The following is a 22,045-nucleotide window of genomic DNA, read 5'->3' as shown; positions in this document are numbered from 1 at the left end:
GAAACAATAGGAGGCCATCATGGCTAAGGAAAAGTTCGAACGCACAAAACCGCACGTCAACATCGGCACCATCGGCCACGTTGACCACGGCAAAACCACGCTGACCGCAGCAATCACCAAATACTTCGGTGACTTCAAAGCCTACGACCAGATCGACGGCGCACCGGAAGAAAAAGCCCGCGGCATCACCATCTCGACCGCCCACGTCGAGTATGAGACCGAAGGCCGCCACTACGCCCACGTCGACTGCCCCGGCCACGCTGACTATGTGAAAAACATGATCACCGGCGCGGCGCAGATGGACGGCGCGATCCTGGTTGTGAACGCAGCTGACGGCCCGATGCCGCAGACCCGCGAGCACATCCTGCTGGGCCGCCAGGTCGGCATCCCGCACATGGTCGTGTTCATGAACAAAGTCGACCAGGTCGACGACGAAGAACTGCTTGAGCTGGTCGAGATGGAAATCCGCGAGCTGCTGTCGTCCTACGACTACCCGGGCGACGATATCCCGATCATCGCGGGTTCGGCTCTGGCCGCAATGGAAGGCAACAAGCCTGAAATCGGCGAAGAGAAGATCAAAGAGCTGATGGCCGCTGTGGACGAGTACATCCCGACCCCGGCGCGTGCTGTTGACCAGCCGTTCCTGATGCCGGTTGAAGACGTGTTCTCGATCTCTGGCCGCGGCACCGTTGTGACCGGCCGGGTTGAGCGCGGCGTGATCAACGTTGGCGATTCGATCGAAATCGTTGGTATCCGCGACACCAAAACCACCACCTGCACCGGTGTTGAAATGTTCCGCAAGCTGCTGGACCGCGGTGAAGCCGGCGACAACATCGGCGCCCTGCTGCGCGGCATCGACCGTGACGGCGTTGAGCGCGGCCAGGTTCTGTGCGCCCCGAAATCGGTGAACCCGCACACCAAGTTCGAAGCCGAAGCCTATATCCTGACCAAGGAAGAAGGCGGCCGTCACACGCCGTTCTTTGCGAACTACCGTCCGCAGTTCTACTTCCGCACCACCGACGTGACCGGCACCGTGACCCTTCCCGAGGGCACCGAGATGGTTATGCCCGGCGACAACCTGAAGTTCGACGTTGAGCTGATCGCGCCGATCGCAATGGAAAACGGCCTGCGTTTCGCCATCCGCGAAGGCGGCCGCACCGTCGGCGCCGGCGTCGTTTCCAAAATTACCGAGTAATTTTGGAAACAGTGGCGGCAGGCGGTTTTCGCTAGAAAATCGCCGGGAGCCACACCGGTAATGTTCTGCGAAAGGGCCGCTCAATCGAGCGGCCCTTTTTCTATGCGCTGACGCTGGAACAGGGCAGGGACCGGCCAGGGGCCGAAGGCCGTCTTGCAAAAGCTCCGGTGGAGCTTTTGAGGCCGCAGGGAGCGTTAGCTCCGGGAGCGATGCAATCGCGCCCGCCCTCCGGGCTGGCCGGGCGCGGCCCGAACGCGGGGCGTCCAGGCGAAGTTTTTGAATTTCCAAGCTAAATTCACTCATCCAGCGACACCAAGAAACCAAGTTTCCATTACTTGCCGTTTTGTTTGGGGGTGTTATTGTGCTGCACCTAAAGGGAGAGTCTAATGCTCACAATGCGCCTGCAAACCTTCATCAAGCTTTGCCACTTCGATCAGGTCGAACTGGTAAGTGCACTTGATGCGATGTTGAACAATCCAGGCGGCGGTCACAATTTTCACTGGTCTTTGAAGAAGGCCATCCATTGCCATATCGAAGGCTCTACTCCAGAAGAAATCGAAGACATTTTAGGCACGCCCAGCAAAGAAGCGGAACGCAAGTACAACAAAGCTGCCTATGAGAACTTCATCGCTAAGTTTGGGAAGGCCAAGCAGATTGAAGTGGTTGATCAACAAAGGGTTTACTCGGTTCCGAATTTCGACATTGAGCTAAAAGTCGATCCTTGGTTCCGCACCTTTGAAAAGGGTCAGAGCCACCTACACTTAGTTTGGGCAACACAAAAGCCGGAATTGGCTCAAAGAATTGCTAACATTGGTTCTCTGATTCTACTGGATTCCTTCAAGGGTACAGCGCTTGGGAATTCTAGATTCTGCATCATGGATCTTGTGAAACCTAAAAGGTATTCAGACAAGACAATCTCAGATAAGACGAAGCTTGCTTTGGAGTTGGCGTGCCGCTCAATCGAGACGTGTGCTAAGCTTGTGTGACGCTAGTACATTTCTGAGAGAACCGACAGTAAACAAGCCCCAAACGCACCGTCCGCCCCAAACGCAACCGTTTCGCCGCGAAACCCCTTGCCACATTGCTTCATCAAGCGTATAGCGCGCAGGTTCGCTATGTGCGGATAGGGGCGGGGTGATTCCCGCCTTTTGGGTTCGATGAGGGTTCGGCGGTGGTCGCAGGCCCTCCTCTCAACCTCAACGCCTCAATAAAGGCAGATGTAATGCAAAGCCAAAACATTCGCATTCGGCTGAAGGCATTCGATTACCGCGTGCTGGATGCCAGCACCCAGGAAATCGTCAACACAGCCAAGCGCACCGGCGCTCAGGTTCGTGGCCCGATCCCGATGCCGAACAAGATCGAGAAATTCACTGTTCTGCGTGGCCCCCACGTTGACAAGAAATCCCGCGATCAGTTCGAAATCCGGACGCACAAGCGTCTTCTCGACATCGTTGATCCGACCCCCCAGACCGTGGACGCGCTGATGAAGCTCGACCTCGCCGCTGGTGTGGACGTCGAAATCAAGCTGCAGTCGTAAGATCGGAGGGTAATGAATATGCGCTCTGGTATTATCGCAAAGAAAGTCGGCATGACCCGGCTGTTCCTGGAAGACGGCAAGCAGATCCCTGTGACCGTTCTGTCGCTGGACGGCCTGCAGGTTGTTGCGCAGCGCACCGATGACAAAGACGGCTACACCGCCGTTCAGCTCGGTGCTGGTTCCGCCAAGGCAAAGCGCACGTCGCAAGCCATGCGCGGCCACTTCGCAGCAGCCAAGGTTGCGCCGAAGCGCAAGCTCGTGGAATTCCGCGTGCCCGCAGACGCCCTGATCGAAGTCGGCGCCGAAATTTCGGCCGAACATTTCCTGGCTGGCCAGAAAGTGGACGTCACCGGCACCTCGATCGGTAAAGGTTTCGCCGGTGCCATGAAGCGGCACAACTTCGGCGGCCTGCGCGCCACGCACGGTGTGTCGATCTCGCACCGTTCGCATGGTTCGACCGGTCAGTGTCAGGATCCGGGCAAAGTCTTCAAAGGCAAGAAGATGGCCGGCCACATGGGCGCTGCCCGCGTGACCACCCAGAACCTGGAAGTGGTGAAAACCGACGCCGATCGCGGCCTGGTCTTCATCAAAGGCGCCGTTCCCGGCCCGAAATCCGGCTGGGTTACCGTCAAGGACGCCGTGAAGAAGAAAGCGCCCGAAGGTCTGCCGTTCCCGGCTGGTCTGAAAGCGGCTGCAACCGATGCACCGGCTGTTGAAGCCCCCGCGGAAGGTGGTGAAGCATGAAACTTGACGTGATCAAACTCGACGGCGGCAAGTCCGGCGACATCGAGCTGTCCGAAGACTTGTTCGGCCTGGAGCCGCGTGCGGACATCCTGCACCGTGTGGTCCGCTGGCAGCGCAACAACGCGCAGCAGGGCACCCACAAGGTGAAGACCCGCTCGGAAACCTCCTATTCGACCAAGAAGATCTATCGCCAGAAGGGCACCGGCGGCGCACGCCACGGTGACCGTAACGCGCCGATCTTCCGCAAAGGCGGTATCTACAAGGGCCCGGTTGTCCGTTCGCACGGCCACGATCTGACCAAGAAGTTCCGCAAGCTGGGTCTGCGCCACGCGCTGTCCGCTAAGGCAAAAGCGGGCGAGCTGGTCATCATCGAGGATGCAGCCTCCGAAGGCAAAACCGCGGCTCTGGCCAAACAGGTGAAAAACCTGGGCTGGAAACGCGCGCTGGTCATCGACGGTTCTTCGGTCAACGAAGACTTCCTGAAAGCGTCGCGCAACATTGAAGGCCTGGATATCCTGCCGACAATGGGCGCAAACGTCTATGACATCCTGAAGCGTGACATCCTGGTGATCACCAAAGCAGGTGTCGAAGCACTGGAGGCTCGCCTGAAATGAGCGCGAAAGCAGAACACTACGACGTGGTCCGCAAGCCGATCATCACCGAGAAAACCACCATGGCGTCCGAAAACGGCGCAGTGGTCTTTGAGGTGGCAATCGACTCGAACAAGCCGATGATCAAAGAAGCTGTTGAAGCTCTCTTTGGCGTCAAGGTGAAGGCGGTCAACACCACCATCACCAAAGGCAAGGTCAAGCGGTTCCGCGGCCAGATGGGCCGTCGCAAAGACGTCAAAAAAGCCTATGTGACCCTGGAAGAGGGCAACACAATCGACGTGTCCACCGGACTCTGAGATTCGCCTCTTTGAGACTTTGGAAGGCCCTCGCGACAGCGGGGCCTTTTGCGTATGTGCGGGGCAGGCATGTCTGCATGGCGGCTTCCTTGGTGCATTCCGTCCGCTGATTAATAGCCGCTGGCGGTTAAGATCCGCGAAGCCCCGCGTGCGCTGCCTGCGCAACGGGCGGCGTTCAAAAACGACGCCCCGGCACTATCATTCCTGGCGTTATAGCGTATGGGAGAGGGTGCCTTAAGGAGAATGAATGATGGGACCTTCACAGAGTTTGCCTGAACTGGTCGCGGCGGCGCGGGCCAATGCCAAGACGCTTGAGGATCGCATCATGGCGGCACAGTCCCCTGACGGCGGGCCGGCTGCATCGGCCGGCCAAGCCGAGGAGCTGCGCGCGGCTACGGTGGCGCTGGAGGCGGAAGCGGTCGATATCTTCACTCTGTTCGAGGCGCGGATGCAGCACCATTTTAAGCGCGGACCGTTTTCACGGAAATTGACAGCCCTGCTGTCGCAGTCCGGGCAGGCCGCCCTCGCCGAGAGGGTCCATCAGTATTATCTGGTGATCAATGTTTTGAAGCACGGCAAGGGGGCGAGCTACCGGGAGTTGCTGAATGCGCCGGGGGGCAAGTTTGCGGTGAATACCAGCCAGGACACGGCGGACGATGACGGCGCGGCATCAGTAGGGCTGGTGGATATCAGTTTTCCCGGCTTCTTTGCTGGGCTGACCGAGACCATTCTGGACGCCAGCCGTTTTCTTGAGGCGCAATAGGGCGCTGCCGGGCGTGCCAGCGTTATGCTGAAATTATGCCTCCGGCGTAATCCGCCCCCGAAGTGCTGCAGGAGCGGAAAGTTCCCCGGCGCGGGATCAAGGCCGCAGGCCGCCGCGCCAGCGTCATGCTGAAAGCATGCCTCCGGCATGACCCGCCCCCATGGGGCGGCGCTTTGGCTGGTGATGTGCGCGTCGGTGATGTGCGCGGATTTGGCCGGGATAAAGTGGCCTACGCCACGTTGAGAGCGCCACCCCGCGGGACGGCGCTGGCACGATTAGAATACTTAAGGTCTGGTGGCTATGTTGTTCCGATATTGTCGAAACTTTGAAGCCAGCGAAGCCAAGCAGTTCCCGACGTGACAAAGTGAATGGCCATTTCCAATGGAGGTTGGCTTGGCTCTTCGCTTCCAGGTTCGTGCCTATAAAAGTGCGCGCCTGCTACCCACTCAGTGTATTGTGCCAGTTGTTTTTGTGCGGCATAAACTGCAGGAGTTTGTCCGGAGTATTTTTGATCAACTGCGGGCTTGAGGTTCTTTTGTAGCTCACTCTTTCCAAGCTGATGTGCTTTTGGAAAAATAAGCCGAAACAAGCTTTCATTGGCGAAGAAGACTTGCCTAAGCGCTGTTTTCCCATCTGGGGGAATTTGATCTAAAGCCGTATAGGCGTCCTCGAGTGACTTGCGAACAGCAGTATATCTGCTTGAAGTTAGAGCTTGAACTGTAGAAATGCGCGTTTGCTCGAAGGCTGCATCTACAGCGAGGTGAACACCACCTTGGTCATCTACAAAATAGCGAACGCGTTCCTCTTGAAAGATTTTTTGAACGTCGCCCAGGAAAGAGGCAGATCGCTCTGAATTGTCGTAGAAAGTATCAATGATGTAATCATTGGTAATGGTTACAGCATCTAAGACGTCGCGAAGCTCGACTGAACCCATCGCTCTCGGCCAGTAAGATTCTGTGCCCGAATCAGCATTGCCGAGGGTCGTCCCAAGTTCTCTGTTCAATCGCGACTTAAGCTTTGCTCCGTCGCAGTGCTTAAAGTAAAGGTGCCCCAAGCGTCGGCGCATTCTCATGCTGTCCGGCAAGAGTTCTGGGTGAGAAATGTAGTTTAAGGAGAACCTTCTGCCTGGTTCTGGGCTGGTCATGGCAAAATCCTTTTTATAGCTTTGGTTTGATACCTCTATTTGCCAACCGGGAGAACCACTCTTGGTTGATTTTCAAAGCCGCCTGGAAACTTACGATTTGTAAGTTCGAGTTGCTAAGAGATGGCTTGCCCCTAGACACTCCCAAACACCTCTGCTAAGCCGCACCAATCCTGCAGACCCCGGATTCGTTCCGGGGTTGTTACGTTTGTCAGGATGCATCAACTTTGGGACCTTCGGGCCCTATATCTCAGGCAACCCTAGTAGGGCGTCTCCAAAGGAGACAACCGGGCGGGGGCTAACACATAGCGGGTCCAAAGACAAAAACCTAAGGGCCTGCACGCTAAACGGAAGACAGAAAGCATGGCACTTAAGTCGTATAAGCCGACGACGCCGGGCCAGCGTGGGCTGGTTCTGATCGACCGTTCGGAGCTTTGGAAAGGGCGTCCGGTCAAATCTCTCACTGAGGGTCTGACCAAATCGGGCGGCCGGAACAACACCGGACGGATTACTTCACGCCGCCGCGGCGGCGGCGCAAAGCGTCTCTACCGGATCGTTGACTTCAAACGGAACAAATTTGATGTCGCGGCCACCGTTGAACGGATCGAATACGACCCGAACCGGACCGCATTCATCGCGCTGATCAAATACGAAGACGGCGAGCAGGCCTATATCCTGGCACCGCAGCGTCTGGCAGTCGGCGACAAGGTCATCGCTGCGGCGAAGGCTGACATCAAGCCGGGCAACGCAATGCCGTTCTCGGGCATGCCGATCGGTACCATCGTTCACAACATCGAAATGAAGCCCGGCAAAGGCGGCCAGATCGCCCGTGCAGCCGGTACTTACGCTCAGTTCGTTGGCCGTGACGGCGGTTACGCTCAGATCCGCCTGTCCTCGGGTGAGCTGCGTCTGGTGCGTCAGGAATGCATGGCCACCATCGGTGCCGTGTCGAACCCCGACAACTCGAACCAGAACTTCGGTAAAGCCGGCCGTATGCGCCACAAGGGCAAGCGTCCTTCGGTGCGTGGTGTGGTTATGAACCCGATCGACCACCCCCACGGCGGTGGTGAAGGCCGGACCTCCGGTGGCCGCCACCCGGTGACCCCCTGGGGTAAACCGACCAAGGGCAAACGGACCCGCAACAAAAACAAGGCGTCGCAGAAGCTTATCGTCCGCTCGCGCCACGCCAAGAAGAAAGGCCGCTAATCCATGGCACGTTCCGTATGGAAAGGCCCCTTCGTTGATGCTTATGTCCTGAAAAAGGCCGAAGCAGCGCGTGAGTCGGGCCGCAATGAAGTGATCAAGATCTGGTCGCGCCGTTCCACCATCCTGCCGCAGTTTGTCGGTCTGACCTTTGGTGTCTACAACGGCAAAAAGCACATCCCAGTCAACGTCTCGGAAGACATGATCGGTCAGAAGTTCGGTGAATACTCGCCGACCCGCACCTATTATGGCCATGCCGCTGACAAAAAAGCGAAGCGGAAGTAAGTCATGGGTAAGGAAAAGAATCCCCGCCGCGTGGCAGACAACGAAGCAATGGCAAAACTGCGCATGCTCCGTACCTCGCCGCAGAAACTGAACCTGGTGGCTCAGATGATCCGTGGCAAGAAAGTCGAGAAGGCGCTGACCGACCTGACATTCTCCAACAAGCGGATTGCTCAGGACGTGAAGAAATGCCTTCAGTCCGCCATCGCAAACGCGGAAAACAACCACAACCTGGACGTCGATGAACTGGTCGTCGCCGAGGCGTGGGTCGGCAAAAACCTGACCATGAAGCGCGGCCGTCCGCGTGCCCGTGGCCGGTTCGGCAAAATCCTGAAGCCGTTTGCGGAGATCACCATCAAGGTGCGTCAAGTTGAGGAGCAAGCCTAATGGGTCATAAAGTCAATCCGATCGGCATGCGCCTGCAGGTGAACCGCACCTGGGACAGCCGCTGGTATGCCGACACCAAAGACTACGGTGATCTGCTGCTCGAGGACCTGAAAATCCGCGAGTTCATCAAAACCGAGTGCAAGCAGGCGGGCATCGCCCGTGTGATCATCGAACGCCCCCACAAGAAGTGTCGTGTGACCATTCACACCGCGCGTCCGGGCGTGATCATCGGTAAAAAAGGCGCGGATATCGAAGTGCTTCGCAAGAAGCTGGCTTCGATGACCGACAGCGAGCTGCACCTGAACATCGTTGAAGTCCGCAAGCCGGAACTCGACGCTGCTCTGGTCGGCGAGTCCATCGCTCAGCAGCTGGAACGCCGTGTGTCCTTCCGCCGCGCGATGAAACGTGCCGTGCAGAACGCCATGCGCATGGGTGCCCTGGGTATCCGGGTGAACGTCGCCGGCCGTCTGGGCGGTGCTGAAATCGCCCGTACCGAATGGTACCGCGAAGGCCGCGTGCCGCTGCACACCCTGCGTGCCGACATCGATTACGCACCCACCGAAGCGGTGACCCCTTATGGGATCATCGGGATCAAGGTCTGGATCTTCAAAGGCGAGATCATGGAGCACGATCCTTCGGCACGTGACCGTAAAGCACAAGAAATCCAGGACGGCCCAGCACCTCGCGGTGCCGGTGGCGGCCGTCGCTAAGGAGGATTTGAGATGCTTCAGCCAAAGCGCACTAAATTCCGCAAAATGCACAAAGGCCGGATCCACGGCCTGGCAAAAGGCGGTTCCGACCTGAACTTCGGCACCTATGGCCTGAAGGCAACCACTCCTGAGCGTGTGACTGCACGCCAGATTGAGGCTGCCCGCCGCGCCATGACCCGGCACATGAAACGCCAGGGCCGTGTCTGGATCCGTATCTTCCCGGACACTCCGGTGACCTCGAAGCCGACCGAAGTCCGTATGGGTAAAGGTAAAGGTTCCGTGGATTACTGGGCCGCCAAGGTTAAGCCTGGCCGCGTGATGTTCGAGATCGACGGCGTCACCGACGAAGTCGCCCGCGAGGCCCTGCGCCTGGCAGCGATGAAACTGCCGGTCAAGACCCGCGTCGTGGTTCGCGAAGACTGGTAAACGGCGGCCTTGCCGCCGCCTGCGCAACAGTTGCTTTTGCCTGCAAAAGCGATGAGAGCGCGGCCGGTTTTTGAAAAAATCAAAGACCCCCGCTGAGTGATCGGCGGGGGTCTTTCGTTGTGGCCGTCCGTTGGGGCGCTGCCCCCGCCGCCCTTGGCGGCTCCCCCGGGGTATTTGCAACCAGAAAGAAGCTGCAGGAAGCATCTCGCCAAGGCAGGAGTGCTGCGCTAAGACGGCGCTATGGCCCAGATTGAATCGCTTTTTGCGACCCGCCTCTACCGCGCGCAATTGTCCGAACACGGACCATCTATTGACGCGCAGGAAATGGAAAACTCCTGTCTTGTCATCGCCGGTGATGACGATGCCGGGCAGGATTGGTGCGAGGAGAACGGCTATCCCGGCTATACCTCTTACGCCTCGCTCACCGATCTGCCCTGGCGGTTTCCCATCTTTGCCGATCTGGTGAAATCGCTGGATCTGCATGTGGCGGCATTTGCCAAGGATCTGGAGCTGGATCTGGACGGGCGCGCACTGGTGCTAGAGGATCTGTGGATCAACATTCTGCCTGAGGGCGGGACCCATGCAAGCCACATCCATCCGCATTCGGTGATTTCCGGCACCACCTATGTGTCGATGCCCGAGGGCGCCTCGGCGTTGAAGCTGGAGGACCCGCGCCATGCGATGATGATGGCGCATCCGCCGCGGGTGAAGGACTGCCGTCAGGAGCTGCGGACCTTTGTCTACCAGTCGCCCGCGGTGGGGGATGTGCTGTTGTGGGAAAGCTTTATCCGCCACGAAGTGCCGCTGAATATGGCCGAGGAAGAGCGGATCTCGGTCAGTTTTAATTACAAGTGGGAGTAACCAGGCTTCCCTGAAACGCTCCGGTGAGGGTTTCGCCTGCGAACGGGCAGAGCGCTGACCTGGACCGGTGCAATTGCGTAACGCGGAAAACTTGCTAAGCCTGTTGAGAGTATCTCATTGAAAGGCTTTGCCATGGCGACCCGTCCTGACTTTGAAATCGGCGGCTTCGACATTCCGCCCGGCACCCGCCGCACGGTGGACCTGCCAGTGAGCGTGCTGTCGGATCATACACCGGTAACCATGTCCGCACATGTGATCCACGGGGCGAAGGACGGGCCAACCCTGTTTGTCTCGGCGGCCATTCATGGCGATGAGGTGATCGGGGTGGAAATTGCCCGCCGCCTGCTGCGCAGCCGCAAGTTTTCGCGCTTGAAGGGCACGCTGATCGTGGTGCCGATCGTCAACACCTTCGGGTTTTTGAACCACTCCCGTTATCTGCCGGACCGGCGCGACCTGAACCGCTGTTTCCCAGGCAGCGGCGGCGGTTCGCTGGCCAGCCGCCTGGCGCATCTGTTCATGACCGAAGTGGTGGATCGCTGCGATCTGGGTATCGACCTGCATTCTGCCGCCATCCACCGCACCAATATGCCGCAGATCCGGGTGTCGCCGAAGGCGCAGGAGACCCTGGCCTATGCCGATGCCTTTGGCGCGCCGGTGGTGATCCGCTCCGGGCTGCGCGACGGTTCCCTGCGCAAGGAGGCGCAGGCGCGCGGGGTCGATGTCCTGCTGTATGAGGCCGGCGAGGGCCTTAGGTTCGACGAGCAGTCCGCGCGGGTGGGGGTTGCCGGCATCCTGCGGGTGATGCACGCGCTGGACATGATCCCGGGGATGGCGTGCCGCTGGCCGAGGTGGTGCCGGTCCGGGCGGGCAGCAGCAGCTGGGAGCGCGCGCCCGCCGGCGGGTTGCTGCGGACCTACAAGACCACCGGTGAAATGGTCGAGGAGGGCGATGTGCTGGGGGTTGTTTCCGATCCCTTTGGCGAACACGAAGAAGAGCTGCAGGCAGGCCAGGCGGGCCTGATCATCGGCCGTGCCAATATGCCGATCGTGAATGAGGGCGACGCCCTGTTCCACATTGCCAGGGTGGCGACGCCGGTAGAGGCCGAAAGCCGCATCGAGAGCCTGCATGCGCAGCTGGAGGACGCGGCGATGTTCGACGAGGATGAGATCATCTGAACCGCCGCCGCCGCTGGTCGGACGGGCTTGCGGCGTATCTCCGATCTTTCCCTTGCCCCTGCACCCTGTCTCCTCTATAGGGACCCATCGCCTGTCCCTTATCCGCCTTGGATTTGGGCCGGGTGATTCTTTTTTGCCGCGTCTTTGGCGCGGTTGACATAACCCACCAGGTCAAAGGTTACCCATCGGGGCCTTCTGGTGCTTTGGACAAGGAACAAAGGCGATGAACGCCAATGATCTGCGCGACAAAACCGTGGATGAACTCCGCGATGCCCTCGCATCCCTGAAAAAAGAGAGCTTCAACCTGCGCTTTCAGCAGGCGACCGGTCAGCTGGAAAACACTGCAGGCATCAAAGCGGCCCGCCGCAACGCTGCCAAAGTGAAGACCATCCTGAACGAAAAAGCTGCTGCAGCAGCTGAATAAGGAGCGACACGATGCCCAAACGTATTCTCACTGGCACCGTGACCAGCGATGCCAACGCCCAGACCGTAACTGTCTCGGTTGAACGCCGCTTCACGCATCCGGTTCTGAAGAAAACCATCCGTAAGTCCAAGAAATACCGGGCTCACGATGAAAAGAACGCTTTCAAGGTCGGCGACTCTGTACGCATCATCGAATGCGCGCCGAAATCGAAAACGAAACGCTGGGAAGTTCTGGAAGCCTAAGAGTCTCATCCGAGACTCCTGGCGACTGGGCTGAAAAGCAAAGTCGAAACCCTGGGGGATCACGCCACGCATCGGCGCCCCATAGGTCGGGAGAAACCACATGATCCAGATGCAAACAAATCTGGATGTTGCTGACAACTCCGGCGCCCGCCGAGTTCAGTGCATCAAGGTTCTGGGTGGCTCCAAGCGTAAATACGCATCCGTAGGCGACATCATTGTCGTTTCGGTCAAGGAAGCCATCCCGCGCGGCCGCGTGAAAAAAGGCGACGTCCGCAAGGCCGTTGTCGTACGCACCGCCAAAGAAGTCCGCCGCGAAGACGGCACTGCAATCCGGTTCGACCGGAACGCAGCCGTCATCCTGAACACCAACAATGAGCCGGTCGGTACCCGGATCTTTGGCCCGGTTGTTCGTGAACTGCGCGCGAAAAACTTCATGAAGATCATCTCGCTTGCTCCGGAGGTGCTGTAATCATGGCTGCTAAACTCCGCAAAGGCGACAAGGTCGTCGTGCTGTCCGGCAAAGACAAAGGCAAAGAAGGCGCTATCGCCTCCGTTGACCCGAAAGCCGGCAAAGCCATCGTCGACGGCGTGAACATGGCCATCCGCCATACCCGCCAGTCGCAAAACGAACAGGGCGGCCGTCTGCCCAAAGCACTGCCGATCGACCTGTCGAACCTGGCGCTGCTGGACAGCAACGGCAAAGCAACCCGTGTCGGCTTCCGCGAGGAAGACGGCAAGAAGGTGCGCTTCGCCAAGACCACCGGGGAGACTGTCTGATGCTTGACGCTGCAACCTACACCCCGCGCCTGAAGACTCTGTACAAGGACACCATCCGTGGCGCCCTGAAAGAAGAGTTCGGCTACAAGAACGACATGATGCTCCCCAAGCTGGAGAAAATCGTTCTGAACATCGGCTGCGGCCGCGCTGCTGTCAAAGACAGCAAGAAAGCCAAATCCGCTCAGGCCGATCTGACCCTCATCGCGGGCCAGAAAGCTCTGACCACCGTGGCAAAGAACTCCATCGCCGGCTTCCGCGTTCGCGAAGGCATGCCGATGGGCGCCAAGGTGACCCTGCGCGGTGACCGGATGTACGAATTCCTCGACCGTCTGATCACCATTGCGATGCCCCGTATCCGCGACTTCCGCGGTGTTTCGGGCACCTCTTTCGACGGCCGTGGCAACTATGCCATGGGCTTGAAAGAGCATCTCGTGTTCCCGGAAATCGATTTTGATAAGATCGATGAAAACTGGGGCATGGACATCGTGATCGCCACCACCGCGAACACCGACGCGGAAGCAAAGGCGCTGTTGAAAGCTTTCAACATGCCCTTCAACAGCTAAGCGGGGGAAGGATAGAGACCATGGCTAAGAAAAGCATGATCGAACGCGAGAAGAAGCGCGAGCGCCTGGTGGCAAAATACGCCGCAAAGCGCGCCGAGCTGAAAGAAATCGCGACTGACGAAAGCCGCCCGATGGAAGAGCGTTTCACAGCGCGTCTGAAACTGGCGAAACTGCCGCGCAACTCGTCGGCAACCCGTCTTCACAACCGCTGCCAGCTCACCGGCCGTCCCCACGCTTACTACCGTAAGCTGAAGGTCAGCCGTATTGCGCTGCGCGAGCTGGGTTCTGCTGGTCAGATCCCCGGCATGGTGAAATCGAGCTGGTAAGGGAGAGACAGATATGAACGATCCTATCGGCGATATGCTCACCCGTATCCGTAACTCTCAGATGCGCGGCAAATCCACCGTCCTGACCCCGGCTTCCAAGCTGCGGGCCTGGGTGCTGGACGTGCTGGCAGACGAGGGCTACATCCGCGGTTATGAGAAGATGACTGGTGCCAATGGCCACCCGGCCATCGAAATCAGCCTGAAGTACTTCGACGGCGAACCTGTCATTCGCGAGCTTAAGCGGGTCTCCAAGCCCGGCCGCCGCGTTTACATGGGCGTCAATGACATCCCGTCGGTCCGTCAGGGCCTGGGCGTGTCGATTGTCTCCACCCCCAGGGTGTGATGTCGGACGCAAGCGCACGCGCAGCCAACGTTGGCGGCGAAGTGCTCTGCACCGTCTTCTAAGGAGGCTCGCAGATGTCCCGTATTGGTAAAAAACCGGTCGAACTGCCCAGCGGCGTGTCCGCTGCCGTGTCCGGCCAGACCATCGAAGTGAAAGGCCCGAAAGGCGCCCGTACCTTCACTGCCACCGACGATGTCACCCTGTCGGTCAACGACAATGTTGTCACCATCGAGCCGCGCGGCAAGTCCAAGCGTGCCCGTCAGCAGTGGGGCATGTCCCGCACTCAGGTGGCCAACCTTGTGACCGGCGTGACCCAGGGCTTCAAGAAAGAGCTTGAGATCCAGGGTGTGGGTTACCGGGCTCAGATGCAGGGCAACACCCTGAAGCTGAACCTGGGCTACAGCCACGATGTCGACTTCACTGCACCTGATGGCGTCACCATCACCGCACCGAAGCAGACCGAAATCGTTGTGGAAGGTATCGACCAGCAGCAGGTGGGCGAAGTCGCGGCGAAAATCCGCGAATGGCGCCGTCCCGAGCCCTACAAAGGCAAAGGCATCCGCTACAAGGGCGAATTCATCTTCCGCAAGGAAGGCAAGAAGAAGTAAGGACCAGCAAAATGGCAAACAGCAAACGTACCCTGTTTCTGAAGCGCCGGCTGCGCGTCCGGAACAAGCTTCGCAAAGTGAACGCAGGCCGTCCGCGTCTTTCTGTGCACCGTTCGAACAAGAACATCTCTGTTCAATTGATCGACGACCTGCGCGGCGTGACCGTGGCCTCCGCTTCGACCCTGGAAAAAGATCTCGGCGTTGTTGGCAAAAACAACGTCGAAGCAGCGACCAAAGTTGGTGCTCTGATCGCCGAACGCGCAAAAGCGGCCGGTGTCAGCGAAGCCTACTTCGATCGCGGCGGCTTCCTGTTTCACGGCAAGGTGAAGGCTCTGGCCGACGCTGCGCGTGAAGGCGGCCTGAAGATCTAATCTATTGCGGGCGGTCTTTCGGGACCGCCCCGATGATCCGGGACCCCGGGCTTTGTCCGGGTGTCACCAGGATTGGAACAACAGGCGCCCCGTGCTTTGTGCAGTGCGCCTCTCTTAAAAGGAATGCCTGATGGCAGAACGTGATAACCGCCGTGGCAACCGCCGCGACCGTGACGAGACACCGGAATTCGCAGATCGCCTGGTCGCGATCAACCGCGTCTCCAAAACCGTAAAAGGCGGTAAGCGCTTTGGTTTTGCAGCCCTGGTTGTTGTTGGCGACCAAAAAGGCCGCGTCGGCTTTGGCAAGGGTAAAGCGAAAGAAGTGCCCGAAGCGATCCGCAAGGCGACCGAGCAGGCCAAGCGCCAGATGGTCCGCGTGCCGCTGAAAGAGGGCCGCACCCTGCACCACGACATGGCCGGCCGTCACGGCGCAGGCAAAGTTGTGATGCGTACCGCGCCTGAAGGTACCGGTATCATCGCAGGTGGTCCGATGCGTGCTGTCTTCGAAATGCTTGGCGTCAAAGACGTTGTTTCGAAGTCGATCGGTTCGCAGAACCCCTACAACATGATCCGCGCCACCCTGAACGGCCTGTCCAAAGAGCAGAGCCCGCGTTCGGTGGCTCAGCGCCGCGGCAAAAAGGTCGCTGACATCCTGCCCAAGCGGGACGAAGCACCGGCAGCTGCCGAAGCTGAAGCGTAAGGAGTAGAGAGACATGGCAAAAACCATCGTGATCAAGCAGATCGGCTCGCCGATCCGCCGTCCTGCCAAACAGCGCGCAACGCTGATTGGCCTGGGCCTGAACAAGATGCACAAAACCCGTGAGCTGGAGGATACTCCTTCGGTCCGCGGCATGGTCAACTCGATCTCGCATATGGTTCAGATCATCGAAGAGCGCGGCTAAGCCTCTTTTCGATCCCTGACTAAAAAACGCCTCCGGGAAACCGGGGGCGTTTTTCGTTTTGGGACAGCGCAGGGCCGGGGCAGGGCGTTTGCCTGCGGGAAAAGCCCCTTGCGCCGCGTGCATAGCGGCTTGCCGGTTGTGTCAGTTGTTGGAATCGCAGCGGCTCCCTATCTCGGGGTCACAGCAAATGACCAAACACAGACCACCGGGAATATGCCCGGTATCAGAGATAAGGATTGTTACGATGGCACATGTTATCAGCACCGCACACAGCACCCACAGCCTCACCGCCCGCATCCGTTCCGCCGTGGAAGGCCTGGCCGATTCCTGGGTGAAAGCCCGTGAATTCCAGCGCACCTACAATGAACTGGACGCGCTGAGCGATCATGAGCTTTCGGACATCGGCGTGCGTCGCGACGATATCGCCGACCTGGCCCGTCAGCACGTCTACGGCTAAGAATTTCCTCCTTCCCGGACGCTACTCTCCTCCTCCTCCTTTGTGTCCGGGCCAAAGCGCTCCTGCCCCCGCCGGGCGGGGGCGTTTTCTTTTGCGCGCCTTTGAAGGAAACTCACGCAATCGTGCTATGCGGGTGCTGCATAGCCGCCAGACCAAAGCATCCGTTGATCCCGGTCCGTGCCGTCCTTATGTGCCGTTCACTTCAGACGAACAGATCAAGCAACGCGCCGGAGGCCCGCTCCGGCAGCGCAGCGAAGGAACAAGAACAATGGCATATTCAACTCTCTCCGCACCCTCCGCCGGGATTTCAGCCCGTTTCGCAGGCTTTGCCGCCGGGCTGATCCAGAACTGGAAGCTGCGCCGCGACTACAAGGCGACCGTCAACGCCCTGCGCGCGATGTCTGCCCGCGATCTGGCCGACATCGGCCTGACCCGCTGCGCCATCCCCGGCGTCGCGCGTGAACACGTTTACGGCAAGTAACCTCATCGGCCGGCTGACGGATCCTCCTCCCTCTCCGAAAGCCCGGCCCGAAAGCGCCCCTGCCATCCCGGCGGGGGCGTTTTTGTTTGCAGAGGTGTTGCGCAGGCGCCGTTCGCACTGCCCACGCGGATTTAACCCGGATGCGCCATGCTGTTCCCCGGTCATGATCACCCGCCGGGCCTGACACCCCCGGCACCTGGAGCAGGGTTCCGGCGTGGCACCCTGAGCTACCCCCTGAATTTCGGACACTGACGTAAGCTGCGATTTGCTGTCTGCTGATCTTCGACGAAGAGGAGATCAGAGATGTCGAAACGGAAGAACCATTCGCCCGATTTCAAAGCGAAAGTCGCGCTTGAGGCTCTGAAGGGCGAGCGGACTGTTGCTGAGCTGGCGAGCCAGTTTGGCGTTCACCCAACGATGATCCACAGCTGGAAGCGGGCTCTTCTGGAGGGCGCGTCCGGCGTGTTCAAGCGCGGCGGCAGGAAGCCCCAGGAGATTGACGAAGAACAGGTCAAAGAGCTGCACGCCAAGATTGGGGAGCTGGCCGTTGCCAACGATTTTTTGTCACGAAAGCTCAAACCGTGGATCGGCAAGTGAGGAGGAAAATGATCGAGCCTGCCAATGCCAATCTGCCCATTAGCAAGCAGTGCAAGCTGCTGTCGATCTCGCGGTCGTCGTTCTATTATCAGCCCAAAGGCGAGACGGCTCTGAACCTGATGCTGATGCGCCGGATCGACGAACAGTTCCTGGAAACGCCGTTCTTCGGTGTGCGGCAGATGACTTGGCATCTGCGCAATGAAGGTCATTTGGTGAACGAAAAGCGGATCAGGCGGCTGATGAGGGTGATGGGGCTCATGCCGATCTACCAGAAGCCCAACACCCGCTGCCCGGCAGCACATGCAAAGCATGTGCGAGAGGGGGCAGGGCTGCGAAGGGGCACAAGACCTACCCCTATCTGCTGCGTGGTCTGCGGGTGGGGCGCCCGAACCAGGTCTGGGCGGCAGACATCACCTATCTGCCAATGCGCAAGGGGTTCCTGTATCTGGTGGCGATCATTGACTGGCACACGCGCAAGGTGCTGGCCTGGCGCATCTCGAACACGCTGGAAGCGGACTTCTGTGTCGAGGCGCTGAACGAGGCCATCCACAAGTTCGGCCCGCCCGAGATCATGAATACAGATCAGGGCAGCCAGTTCACGTCCTTCGCCTGGACGGACAGGCTGTGGCGATCCGGTGTGCGCATCTCGATGGATGGCAAAGGCCGGTTCCTCGATAACATCTTCGTCGAGCGGCTTTGGCGGAGCCTGAAATACGAATGCGTCTACTTGCATGCTTGGGAGACCGGATCAGAGGCGAAGGTCGGCGTCGGAAAGTGGATCGAGTTCTACAACCGAAAACGCCCACATTCCGCCCTTGGCGGCAAACCCCCGGCCGTGGTCTATTGGCTGAGAAAACACAAAACCCAACCCGATCAGCAGGAGCAGAGAGTAGCTTAAATTACGCCAGAACCTGTCCAACAATTGGGGAGTAGCTCACCCGGAGCGCGCAAGAAGCATTTTCGCATGGGGGCAGCCCCATCCCATCTCCACCCCGGCGGCGGCGCCACCCTTTACCGGACGGCCAGCAACGGAACGGATACAGACAGCGGCAGGACGCGCAACCGGCAGGGCAGGGGCCTTGGCGGGTGGTTTCTACTTGTCGACGACTTGAGAAACCTAAATGGTGAATATCATACGGCGTACACTCATCGAGGTTGTTATGTTTGGCTGGCTTAAAGCAAAAGCCCAGAAGAAGATCGCAGATACAATGCGTGATGATCTTCTTCGTTTCTTGGAGTCGCTGAAGGGTGCGGCCAGTCAAGAGTTAGGCATGATGTTAGTTGTAGCGACTACCATTCGCCTAAATTTACTTGAGAGGGGAGTGATTTCGGAAAGCGCCTTGGATGTTGGGCTTTATTCCAACGGAATTGATGACGATACCGCCGGTCTTCGATTGAACAAGCTGATCCGCACATTTCAAAAAGAAGGCCAGTTGTCCGATGCGGCAGGAGCAATGATATGGCTTCATAGCGTTCGTTGCATACAAACACCCGAGCTTCGAAATTTGGGGCGCCAATTGTGGGCGGAACTAGAGCGAGGAATGCCTCTAGTGGAGTTCTGTGCCGACGATTTGGAGTTGATGGGAGCTCGATTGCCGGGGCGAGTGAGGCTTGAGGCGAAGTTCATTCCAAAGGGCCTTGAACCAGTCGTCGCTTGAATGTGGATGCGTAACCCTTGAACCCATCCTCCATCGGGTCTATAGGCACCCGGTGGCGTTCTGCGCCATGGAATCACCAATCAAGAAACGCCGCGGTTGGCCCATCACGCTTCGGGGGCCACATCCGGCAAGGAGAAGCGACATGAAACTTCACGAACTCAGCGACAATCCTGGCGCAACCAAAAAACGCATGCGCGTTGCCCGTGGCCCCGGCTCCGGCAAAGGCAAAATGGGCGGCCGTGGTATCAAAGGCCAGAAATCCCGTTCGGGTGTGTCGATCAACGGTTACGAAGGCGGTCAGATGCCCTTGTACCAGCGTCTGCCCAAGCGCGGCTTCAACAAGCCGAACCGCAAGGCATACGCCGTTGTGAACCTGGGTCTGATCCAGAAATTCATCGACCTGGGCAAGCTGGACGCTGCGGACATCACCGAAGATTCGATGATCGCATCGGGTCTGGTACGCCGCAAGCTGGACGGCGTCCGCGTCCTGGCCAAAGGTGAAATCACCGCCAAAGCCACCATCACTGTGACCGGTGCATCGGCAGCTGCCGTTGACGCTGTTGCAAAAGCTGGCGGCGCTCTGACTGTGGCAACTGCAGCCGCCGCAGAGTAACGGCTTGTGAGCGGCGCCAATGCCGCTTACATAGTCTTCGAGTTTTCCTAGAACGCCGCCCGAGCCGGAAAACGGTTCCGGGCGGCGTTTCGCTAAAGAAGAGACCTTTTCATGGTATCAGCAGCAGAACAAATGGCGGCGAACACCAGCTGGGCTGCCCTGGGCAAGGCCACGGATCTGCGCAACCGGATCCTGTTCACGATCGGCCTTTTGATTGTCTATCGCCTGGGCACGTTCATTCCGGTTCCGGGCATTGATTCAGGCGCCCTGCGCCAGTTCATGGAGCAGGCAGGCCAGGGCATCGGCGGCATGGTGTCGATGTTCACCGGCGGCGCGCTTGGCCGGATGGGGATTTTTGCCCTCGGCATCATGCCCTATATCTCCGCCTCCATTATCGTTCAGCTTCTGACTTCGATGGTGCCCTCGCTTGAGCAGCTCAAGAAAGAGGGTGAACAGGGCCGCAAGAAGATCAACCAGTACACCCGCTACGGCACCGTGGCGCTGGCGACCGCGCAGGCCTATGGGCTGGCGGTGTCGCTGGAATCGGGTGATCTGGCGACCGATCCGGGCATGTATTTCCGCATGGCCTGCATGATCACCCTGGTCGGCGGCACCATGTTCCTGATGTGGCTGGGCGAGCAGATCACCCAGCGCGGCATCGGCAACGGTATCTCGCTGATCATCTTTGTCGGCATCATCGCCGAGGTTCCGGCAGCGATTGCCCAGTTCTTTGCCTCCGGCCGTTCCGGTGCGATCAGCCCCGCCGTGATCATCGGTGTGATCCTGATGGTGATCGGCGTGATCATGTTTGTCGTGTTCATGGAGCGCGCCCTGCGCAAGATCCACATCCAGTACCCGCGCCGCCAGGTCGGCATGAAGGTCTATGACGGCGGCTCCTCGCATCTGCCGGTCAAGGTGAACCCGGCGGGCGTGATCCCGGCGATCTTCGCCTCGTCGCTCTTGCTGCTGCCGACCACCATCTCGGCGTTCTCCTCGGGTGCTGCAACCGGCCCGGTGATGTCCTGGCTCTTGGCAAACTTCGGCCCCGGCCAGCCTTTGTACCTGTTGTTCTTCGTCGCGATGATCGTGTTCTTTGCCTATTTCTACACCTTCAACGTCTCCTTCAAACCGGATGACGTGGCGAACAACCTGAAGAACCAGAACGGCTTTGTTCCCGGCATCCGTCCCGGCAAGAAAACCGCAGAATACATCGAGTACGTGGTCAACCGCATCCTGGTTCTCGGCTCCGGCTACCTGGCGCTGGTCTGCCTGCTGCCCGAGGTCCTCCGCGGCCAATTCGCCATCCCCGTCTATTTTGGCGGCACCTCCGTTCTTATTGTGGTATCCGTCACTATGGACACCATCCAACAGGTGCAAAGCCACCTCCTCGCGCATCAGTATGAGGGGCTTATTGAGAAAAGCCAGCTGCGCGGGCGCAACAAAAAACGGACAAAACGGGGACCCTCTCGCCGATGAGCAACATTATCCTTCTTGGCCCGCCGGGGGCGGGCAAAGGTACGCAAGCGCGCTACCTGGTTGAATCCCGCGGCATGGTGCAACTCAGCACCGGTGATATGCTGCGCGAGGCCCAGACCTCCGGAACCGAAATGGGCAAGAAGGTTGCTGCCATCATGGCCGAAGGCAAGCTGGTCACCGACCAGATCGTCATTGGCCTGATCCGCGAGAAACTGCGCGAGGGCGCCGAGGGCGGTTTTATCTTCGACGGCTTCCCGCGCACCCTTGCGCAGGCCGATGCGCTGGCCAAGCTGCTGGACGAGATGGGTCTGAAGCTTGATGCGGTGATCGAGATGCAGGTCGATGATGACGCGCTGGTCACCCGCATCACCGGCCGCTCCACCTGCGGCGGCTGCGGCGAGGTCTACCATGACCAGACCAAGCCCTGGCCGGCGGACGGCAAATGCGCCAACTGCGGCAGCGATGATGTGAAACGCCGTGCGGACGACAATGAGGACAGCCTCAGGACCCGTCTGATGGAGTATTACAAAAAGACCTCGCCCCTTATTGGCTACTACTATGCCAAGGGCAATCTGCAGCGTCTGGACGGCCTTGCCTCGATCCAGGAAGTGCGCAAGACGATGGCCTGGATTATGGGCGAATAACGCACATTGCAGGCAGCAGGGCAGCCGCTCTGCCAGCTGCCTGAACAGCCAAGCCCTGCCGGTCCGGCGGGGCTTTTTCTTTAGGGCTTGACGGCCCATTTCCCAGCCCCTAGTTACCCACATCCCTTCTGGGAATGATTCCCGGCGGGCAGATTCGTTTGCCTGCTTTATCACCTCGAAATGCTGGACCCTCTGGCCACACTGCCACGGTCAAGTGTTGTGAAAAAAGGTT

General features: G+C 58.9%; 30 protein-coding genes and 3 pseudogenes. 32 read left to right on the top strand and 1 reads right to left on the bottom strand.

From position 1 onward, the window contains the following. Positions 1 to 19 precede the first annotated feature (19 nt). The 7 genes from tuf (at position 20) to ETW23_RS17810 (ending at position 5,146) form a co-directional block, all read left to right on the top strand. A complete protein-coding gene (gene tuf, locus ETW23_RS17840) occupies positions 20 to 1,195 on the top strand; it encodes an elongation factor Tu (RefSeq protein ID WP_072503619.1) in 1,176 nt (391 codons plus the stop codon). A gap of 386 nt (positions 1,196 to 1,581) precedes the next feature. Continuing rightward, positions 1,582 to 2,181, top strand: a complete 600-nt coding sequence (locus tag ETW23_RS17835; RefSeq protein WP_134830798.1) for a hypothetical protein — start codon at positions 1,582 to 1,584, stop codon at positions 2,179 to 2,181. 236 nt (positions 2,182 to 2,417) lie between these two features. Further along, a complete protein-coding gene (rpsJ, locus tag ETW23_RS17830) occupies positions 2,418 to 2,732 on the top strand; it encodes a 30S ribosomal protein S10 (protein ID WP_019298501.1) in 315 nt (104 codons plus the stop codon). An 18-nt stretch (positions 2,733 to 2,750) separates the two neighbouring features. Then, positions 2,751 to 3,476, top strand: a complete 726-nt coding sequence (rplC, locus tag ETW23_RS17825) for a 50S ribosomal protein L3 (RefSeq protein WP_027257340.1) — start codon at positions 2,751 to 2,753, stop codon at positions 3,474 to 3,476. Then, positions 3,473 to 4,090 carry a 50S ribosomal protein L4 gene (gene rplD / locus ETW23_RS17820; RefSeq protein ID WP_129372224.1) on the top strand — a complete coding sequence of 206 codons (618 nt, stop codon included), beginning with the start codon at positions 3,473 to 3,475 and terminating at the stop codon, positions 4,088 to 4,090. Before rplC ends, rplD begins: the two co-directional genes overlap by 4 nt. Then, positions 4,087 to 4,383 (top strand): 50S ribosomal protein L23, encoded by a 297-nt coding sequence (locus tag ETW23_RS17815; protein WP_024088533.1) that lies wholly within the window; start codon positions 4,087 to 4,089, stop codon positions 4,381 to 4,383. Before rplD ends, ETW23_RS17815 begins: the two co-directional genes overlap by 4 nt. Before the next feature lie 247 nt (positions 4,384 to 4,630). Continuing rightward, positions 4,631 to 5,146, top strand: a complete 516-nt coding sequence (locus ETW23_RS17810; protein WP_247676990.1) for a hypothetical protein — start codon at positions 4,631 to 4,633, stop codon at positions 5,144 to 5,146. Positions 5,147 to 5,444: 298 nt separating this feature from the next. On the opposite strand, the gene ETW23_RS17805 is transcribed toward ETW23_RS17810, so the two are convergent. Further along, positions 5,445 to 6,290: a hypothetical protein gene (locus ETW23_RS17805; RefSeq protein WP_134830797.1), complete on the bottom strand. Its 846-nt coding sequence runs from the start codon at positions 6,288 to 6,290 to the stop codon at positions 5,445 to 5,447. Between the two features lie 360 nt (positions 6,291 to 6,650). Here ETW23_RS17805 and rplB point away from each other — a divergent pair, with 360 nt between their 5' ends. The 25 genes and pseudogenes from rplB to ETW23_RS17680 all read left to right on the top strand — a co-directional run bounded on the left by rplB (position 6,651) and on the right by ETW23_RS17680 (position 21,813). Continuing rightward, positions 6,651 to 7,493, top strand: coding sequence for a 50S ribosomal protein L2 (gene rplB / locus ETW23_RS17800; RefSeq protein WP_129372221.1), 843 nt, complete (start codon positions 6,651 to 6,653; stop codon positions 7,491 to 7,493). Between the two features lie 3 nt (positions 7,494 to 7,496). Beyond that, on the top strand, positions 7,497 to 7,775 hold the full coding sequence (gene rpsS / locus ETW23_RS17795; RefSeq protein WP_024088539.1) for a 30S ribosomal protein S19: 279 nt from the start codon (positions 7,497 to 7,499) through the stop codon (positions 7,773 to 7,775). 3 nt (positions 7,776 to 7,778) lie between these two features. Then, the gene (gene rplV / locus ETW23_RS17790) at positions 7,779 to 8,159 is read left to right on the top strand and encodes a 50S ribosomal protein L22 (protein ID WP_024088540.1); all 381 of its coding nucleotides are present in this window, start codon (positions 7,779 to 7,781) and stop codon (positions 8,157 to 8,159) included. Continuing rightward, positions 8,159 to 8,869, top strand: a complete 711-nt coding sequence (gene rpsC / locus ETW23_RS17785; RefSeq protein ID WP_044008297.1) for a 30S ribosomal protein S3 — start codon at positions 8,159 to 8,161, stop codon at positions 8,867 to 8,869. The genes rplV and rpsC overlap by 1 nt, the downstream gene beginning before the upstream one ends. A 12-nt stretch (positions 8,870 to 8,881) precedes the next feature. Continuing rightward, on the top strand, positions 8,882 to 9,295 hold the full coding sequence (gene rplP / locus ETW23_RS17780) for a 50S ribosomal protein L16 (RefSeq protein ID WP_024088541.1): 414 nt from the start codon (positions 8,882 to 8,884) through the stop codon (positions 9,293 to 9,295). A gap of 240 nt (positions 9,296 to 9,535) precedes the next feature. Beyond that, positions 9,536 to 10,156, top strand: coding sequence for a TIGR02466 family protein (locus ETW23_RS17775; RefSeq protein WP_129372220.1), 621 nt, complete (start codon positions 9,536 to 9,538; stop codon positions 10,154 to 10,156). 132 nt (positions 10,157 to 10,288) lie between these two features. After that, positions 10,289 to 11,331: pseudogene (locus ETW23_RS17770) on the top strand (succinylglutamate desuccinylase/aspartoacylase family protein). A gap of 223 nt (positions 11,332 to 11,554) precedes the next feature. Continuing rightward, the gene (rpmC, locus tag ETW23_RS17765) at positions 11,555 to 11,755 is read left to right on the top strand and encodes a 50S ribosomal protein L29 (RefSeq protein ID WP_024088545.1); all 201 of its coding nucleotides are present in this window, start codon (positions 11,555 to 11,557) and stop codon (positions 11,753 to 11,755) included. Positions 11,756 to 11,766: 11 nt separating this feature from the next. Further along, entirely contained in the window at positions 11,767 to 11,997 is a 231-nt protein-coding gene (gene rpsQ, locus ETW23_RS17760) for a 30S ribosomal protein S17 (protein WP_024088546.1), read from the top strand. Positions 11,998 to 12,097: 100 nt separating this feature from the next. Then, positions 12,098 to 12,466 carry a 50S ribosomal protein L14 gene (gene rplN, locus ETW23_RS17755; protein ID WP_027257350.1) on the top strand — a complete coding sequence of 123 codons (369 nt, stop codon included), beginning with the start codon at positions 12,098 to 12,100 and terminating at the stop codon, positions 12,464 to 12,466. 2 nt (positions 12,467 to 12,468) lie between these two features. Further along, positions 12,469 to 12,774 carry a 50S ribosomal protein L24 gene (rplX, locus tag ETW23_RS17750; protein WP_027257351.1) on the top strand — a complete coding sequence of 102 codons (306 nt, stop codon included), beginning with the start codon at positions 12,469 to 12,471 and terminating at the stop codon, positions 12,772 to 12,774. Next, positions 12,774 to 13,337: a 50S ribosomal protein L5 gene (gene rplE / locus ETW23_RS17745; RefSeq protein WP_129372218.1), complete on the top strand. Its 564-nt coding sequence runs from the start codon at positions 12,774 to 12,776 to the stop codon at positions 13,335 to 13,337. Before rplX ends, rplE begins: the two co-directional genes overlap by 1 nt. Before the next feature lie 20 nt (positions 13,338 to 13,357). Beyond that, complete coding sequence (rpsN, locus tag ETW23_RS17740) at positions 13,358 to 13,663, top strand: 30S ribosomal protein S14 (protein ID WP_129372217.1); 306 nt, start codon at positions 13,358 to 13,360, stop codon at positions 13,661 to 13,663. Positions 13,664 to 13,676: 13 nt separating this feature from the next. Further along, positions 13,677 to 14,068, top strand: a pseudogene (gene rpsH / locus ETW23_RS17735) (30S ribosomal protein S8). Between the two features lie 12 nt (positions 14,069 to 14,080). Beyond that, positions 14,081 to 14,614, top strand: a complete 534-nt coding sequence (rplF, locus tag ETW23_RS17730) for a 50S ribosomal protein L6 (RefSeq protein ID WP_129372216.1) — start codon at positions 14,081 to 14,083, stop codon at positions 14,612 to 14,614. Positions 14,615 to 14,625: 11 nt separating this feature from the next. Continuing rightward, positions 14,626 to 14,985: a 50S ribosomal protein L18 gene (gene rplR / locus ETW23_RS17725; RefSeq protein ID WP_027257354.1), complete on the top strand. Its 360-nt coding sequence runs from the start codon at positions 14,626 to 14,628 to the stop codon at positions 14,983 to 14,985. Positions 14,986 to 15,115: 130 nt separating this feature from the next. Beyond that, positions 15,116 to 15,685, top strand: coding sequence for a 30S ribosomal protein S5 (gene rpsE, locus ETW23_RS17720; protein WP_129372215.1), 570 nt, complete (start codon positions 15,116 to 15,118; stop codon positions 15,683 to 15,685). 13 nt (positions 15,686 to 15,698) lie between these two features. Continuing rightward, positions 15,699 to 15,887: a 50S ribosomal protein L30 gene (gene rpmD, locus ETW23_RS17715; RefSeq protein ID WP_129372214.1), complete on the top strand. Its 189-nt coding sequence runs from the start codon at positions 15,699 to 15,701 to the stop codon at positions 15,885 to 15,887. Between the two features lie 244 nt (positions 15,888 to 16,131). Next, positions 16,132 to 16,344: a DUF1127 domain-containing protein gene (locus ETW23_RS17710; protein WP_129372213.1), complete on the top strand. Its 213-nt coding sequence runs from the start codon at positions 16,132 to 16,134 to the stop codon at positions 16,342 to 16,344. 268 nt (positions 16,345 to 16,612) lie between these two features. Continuing rightward, positions 16,613 to 16,825 (top strand): DUF1127 domain-containing protein, encoded by a 213-nt coding sequence (locus ETW23_RS17705; RefSeq protein ID WP_134830796.1) that lies wholly within the window; start codon positions 16,613 to 16,615, stop codon positions 16,823 to 16,825. Between the two features lie 303 nt (positions 16,826 to 17,128). Continuing rightward, a pseudogene (locus ETW23_RS17700) lies at positions 17,129 to 18,320 on the top strand (IS3 family transposase). A gap of 223 nt (positions 18,321 to 18,543) precedes the next feature. Beyond that, positions 18,544 to 19,080, top strand: coding sequence for a hypothetical protein (locus tag ETW23_RS17695; RefSeq protein WP_134830795.1), 537 nt, complete (start codon positions 18,544 to 18,546; stop codon positions 19,078 to 19,080). 142 nt (positions 19,081 to 19,222) lie between these two features. Further along, positions 19,223 to 19,693 carry a 50S ribosomal protein L15 gene (rplO, locus tag ETW23_RS17690; RefSeq protein WP_129372211.1) on the top strand — a complete coding sequence of 157 codons (471 nt, stop codon included), beginning with the start codon at positions 19,223 to 19,225 and terminating at the stop codon, positions 19,691 to 19,693. Between the two features lie 111 nt (positions 19,694 to 19,804). After that, positions 19,805 to 21,169, top strand: coding sequence for a preprotein translocase subunit SecY (secY, locus tag ETW23_RS17685; protein WP_129372210.1), 1,365 nt, complete (start codon positions 19,805 to 19,807; stop codon positions 21,167 to 21,169). Next, a complete protein-coding gene (locus ETW23_RS17680; protein ID WP_134830794.1) occupies positions 21,166 to 21,813 on the top strand; it encodes an adenylate kinase in 648 nt (215 codons plus the stop codon). Before secY ends, ETW23_RS17680 begins: the two co-directional genes overlap by 4 nt. The last annotated feature ends 232 nt before the right edge of the window (positions 21,814 to 22,045 follow it).

The sequence above is a fragment of the Leisingera sp. NJS201 genome, from assembly GCF_004535885.1.
Classification (GTDB): Bacteria; Pseudomonadota; Alphaproteobacteria; order Rhodobacterales; family Rhodobacteraceae; genus Leisingera.
This window is presented reverse-complemented; position numbering and strand designations above follow the sequence as displayed.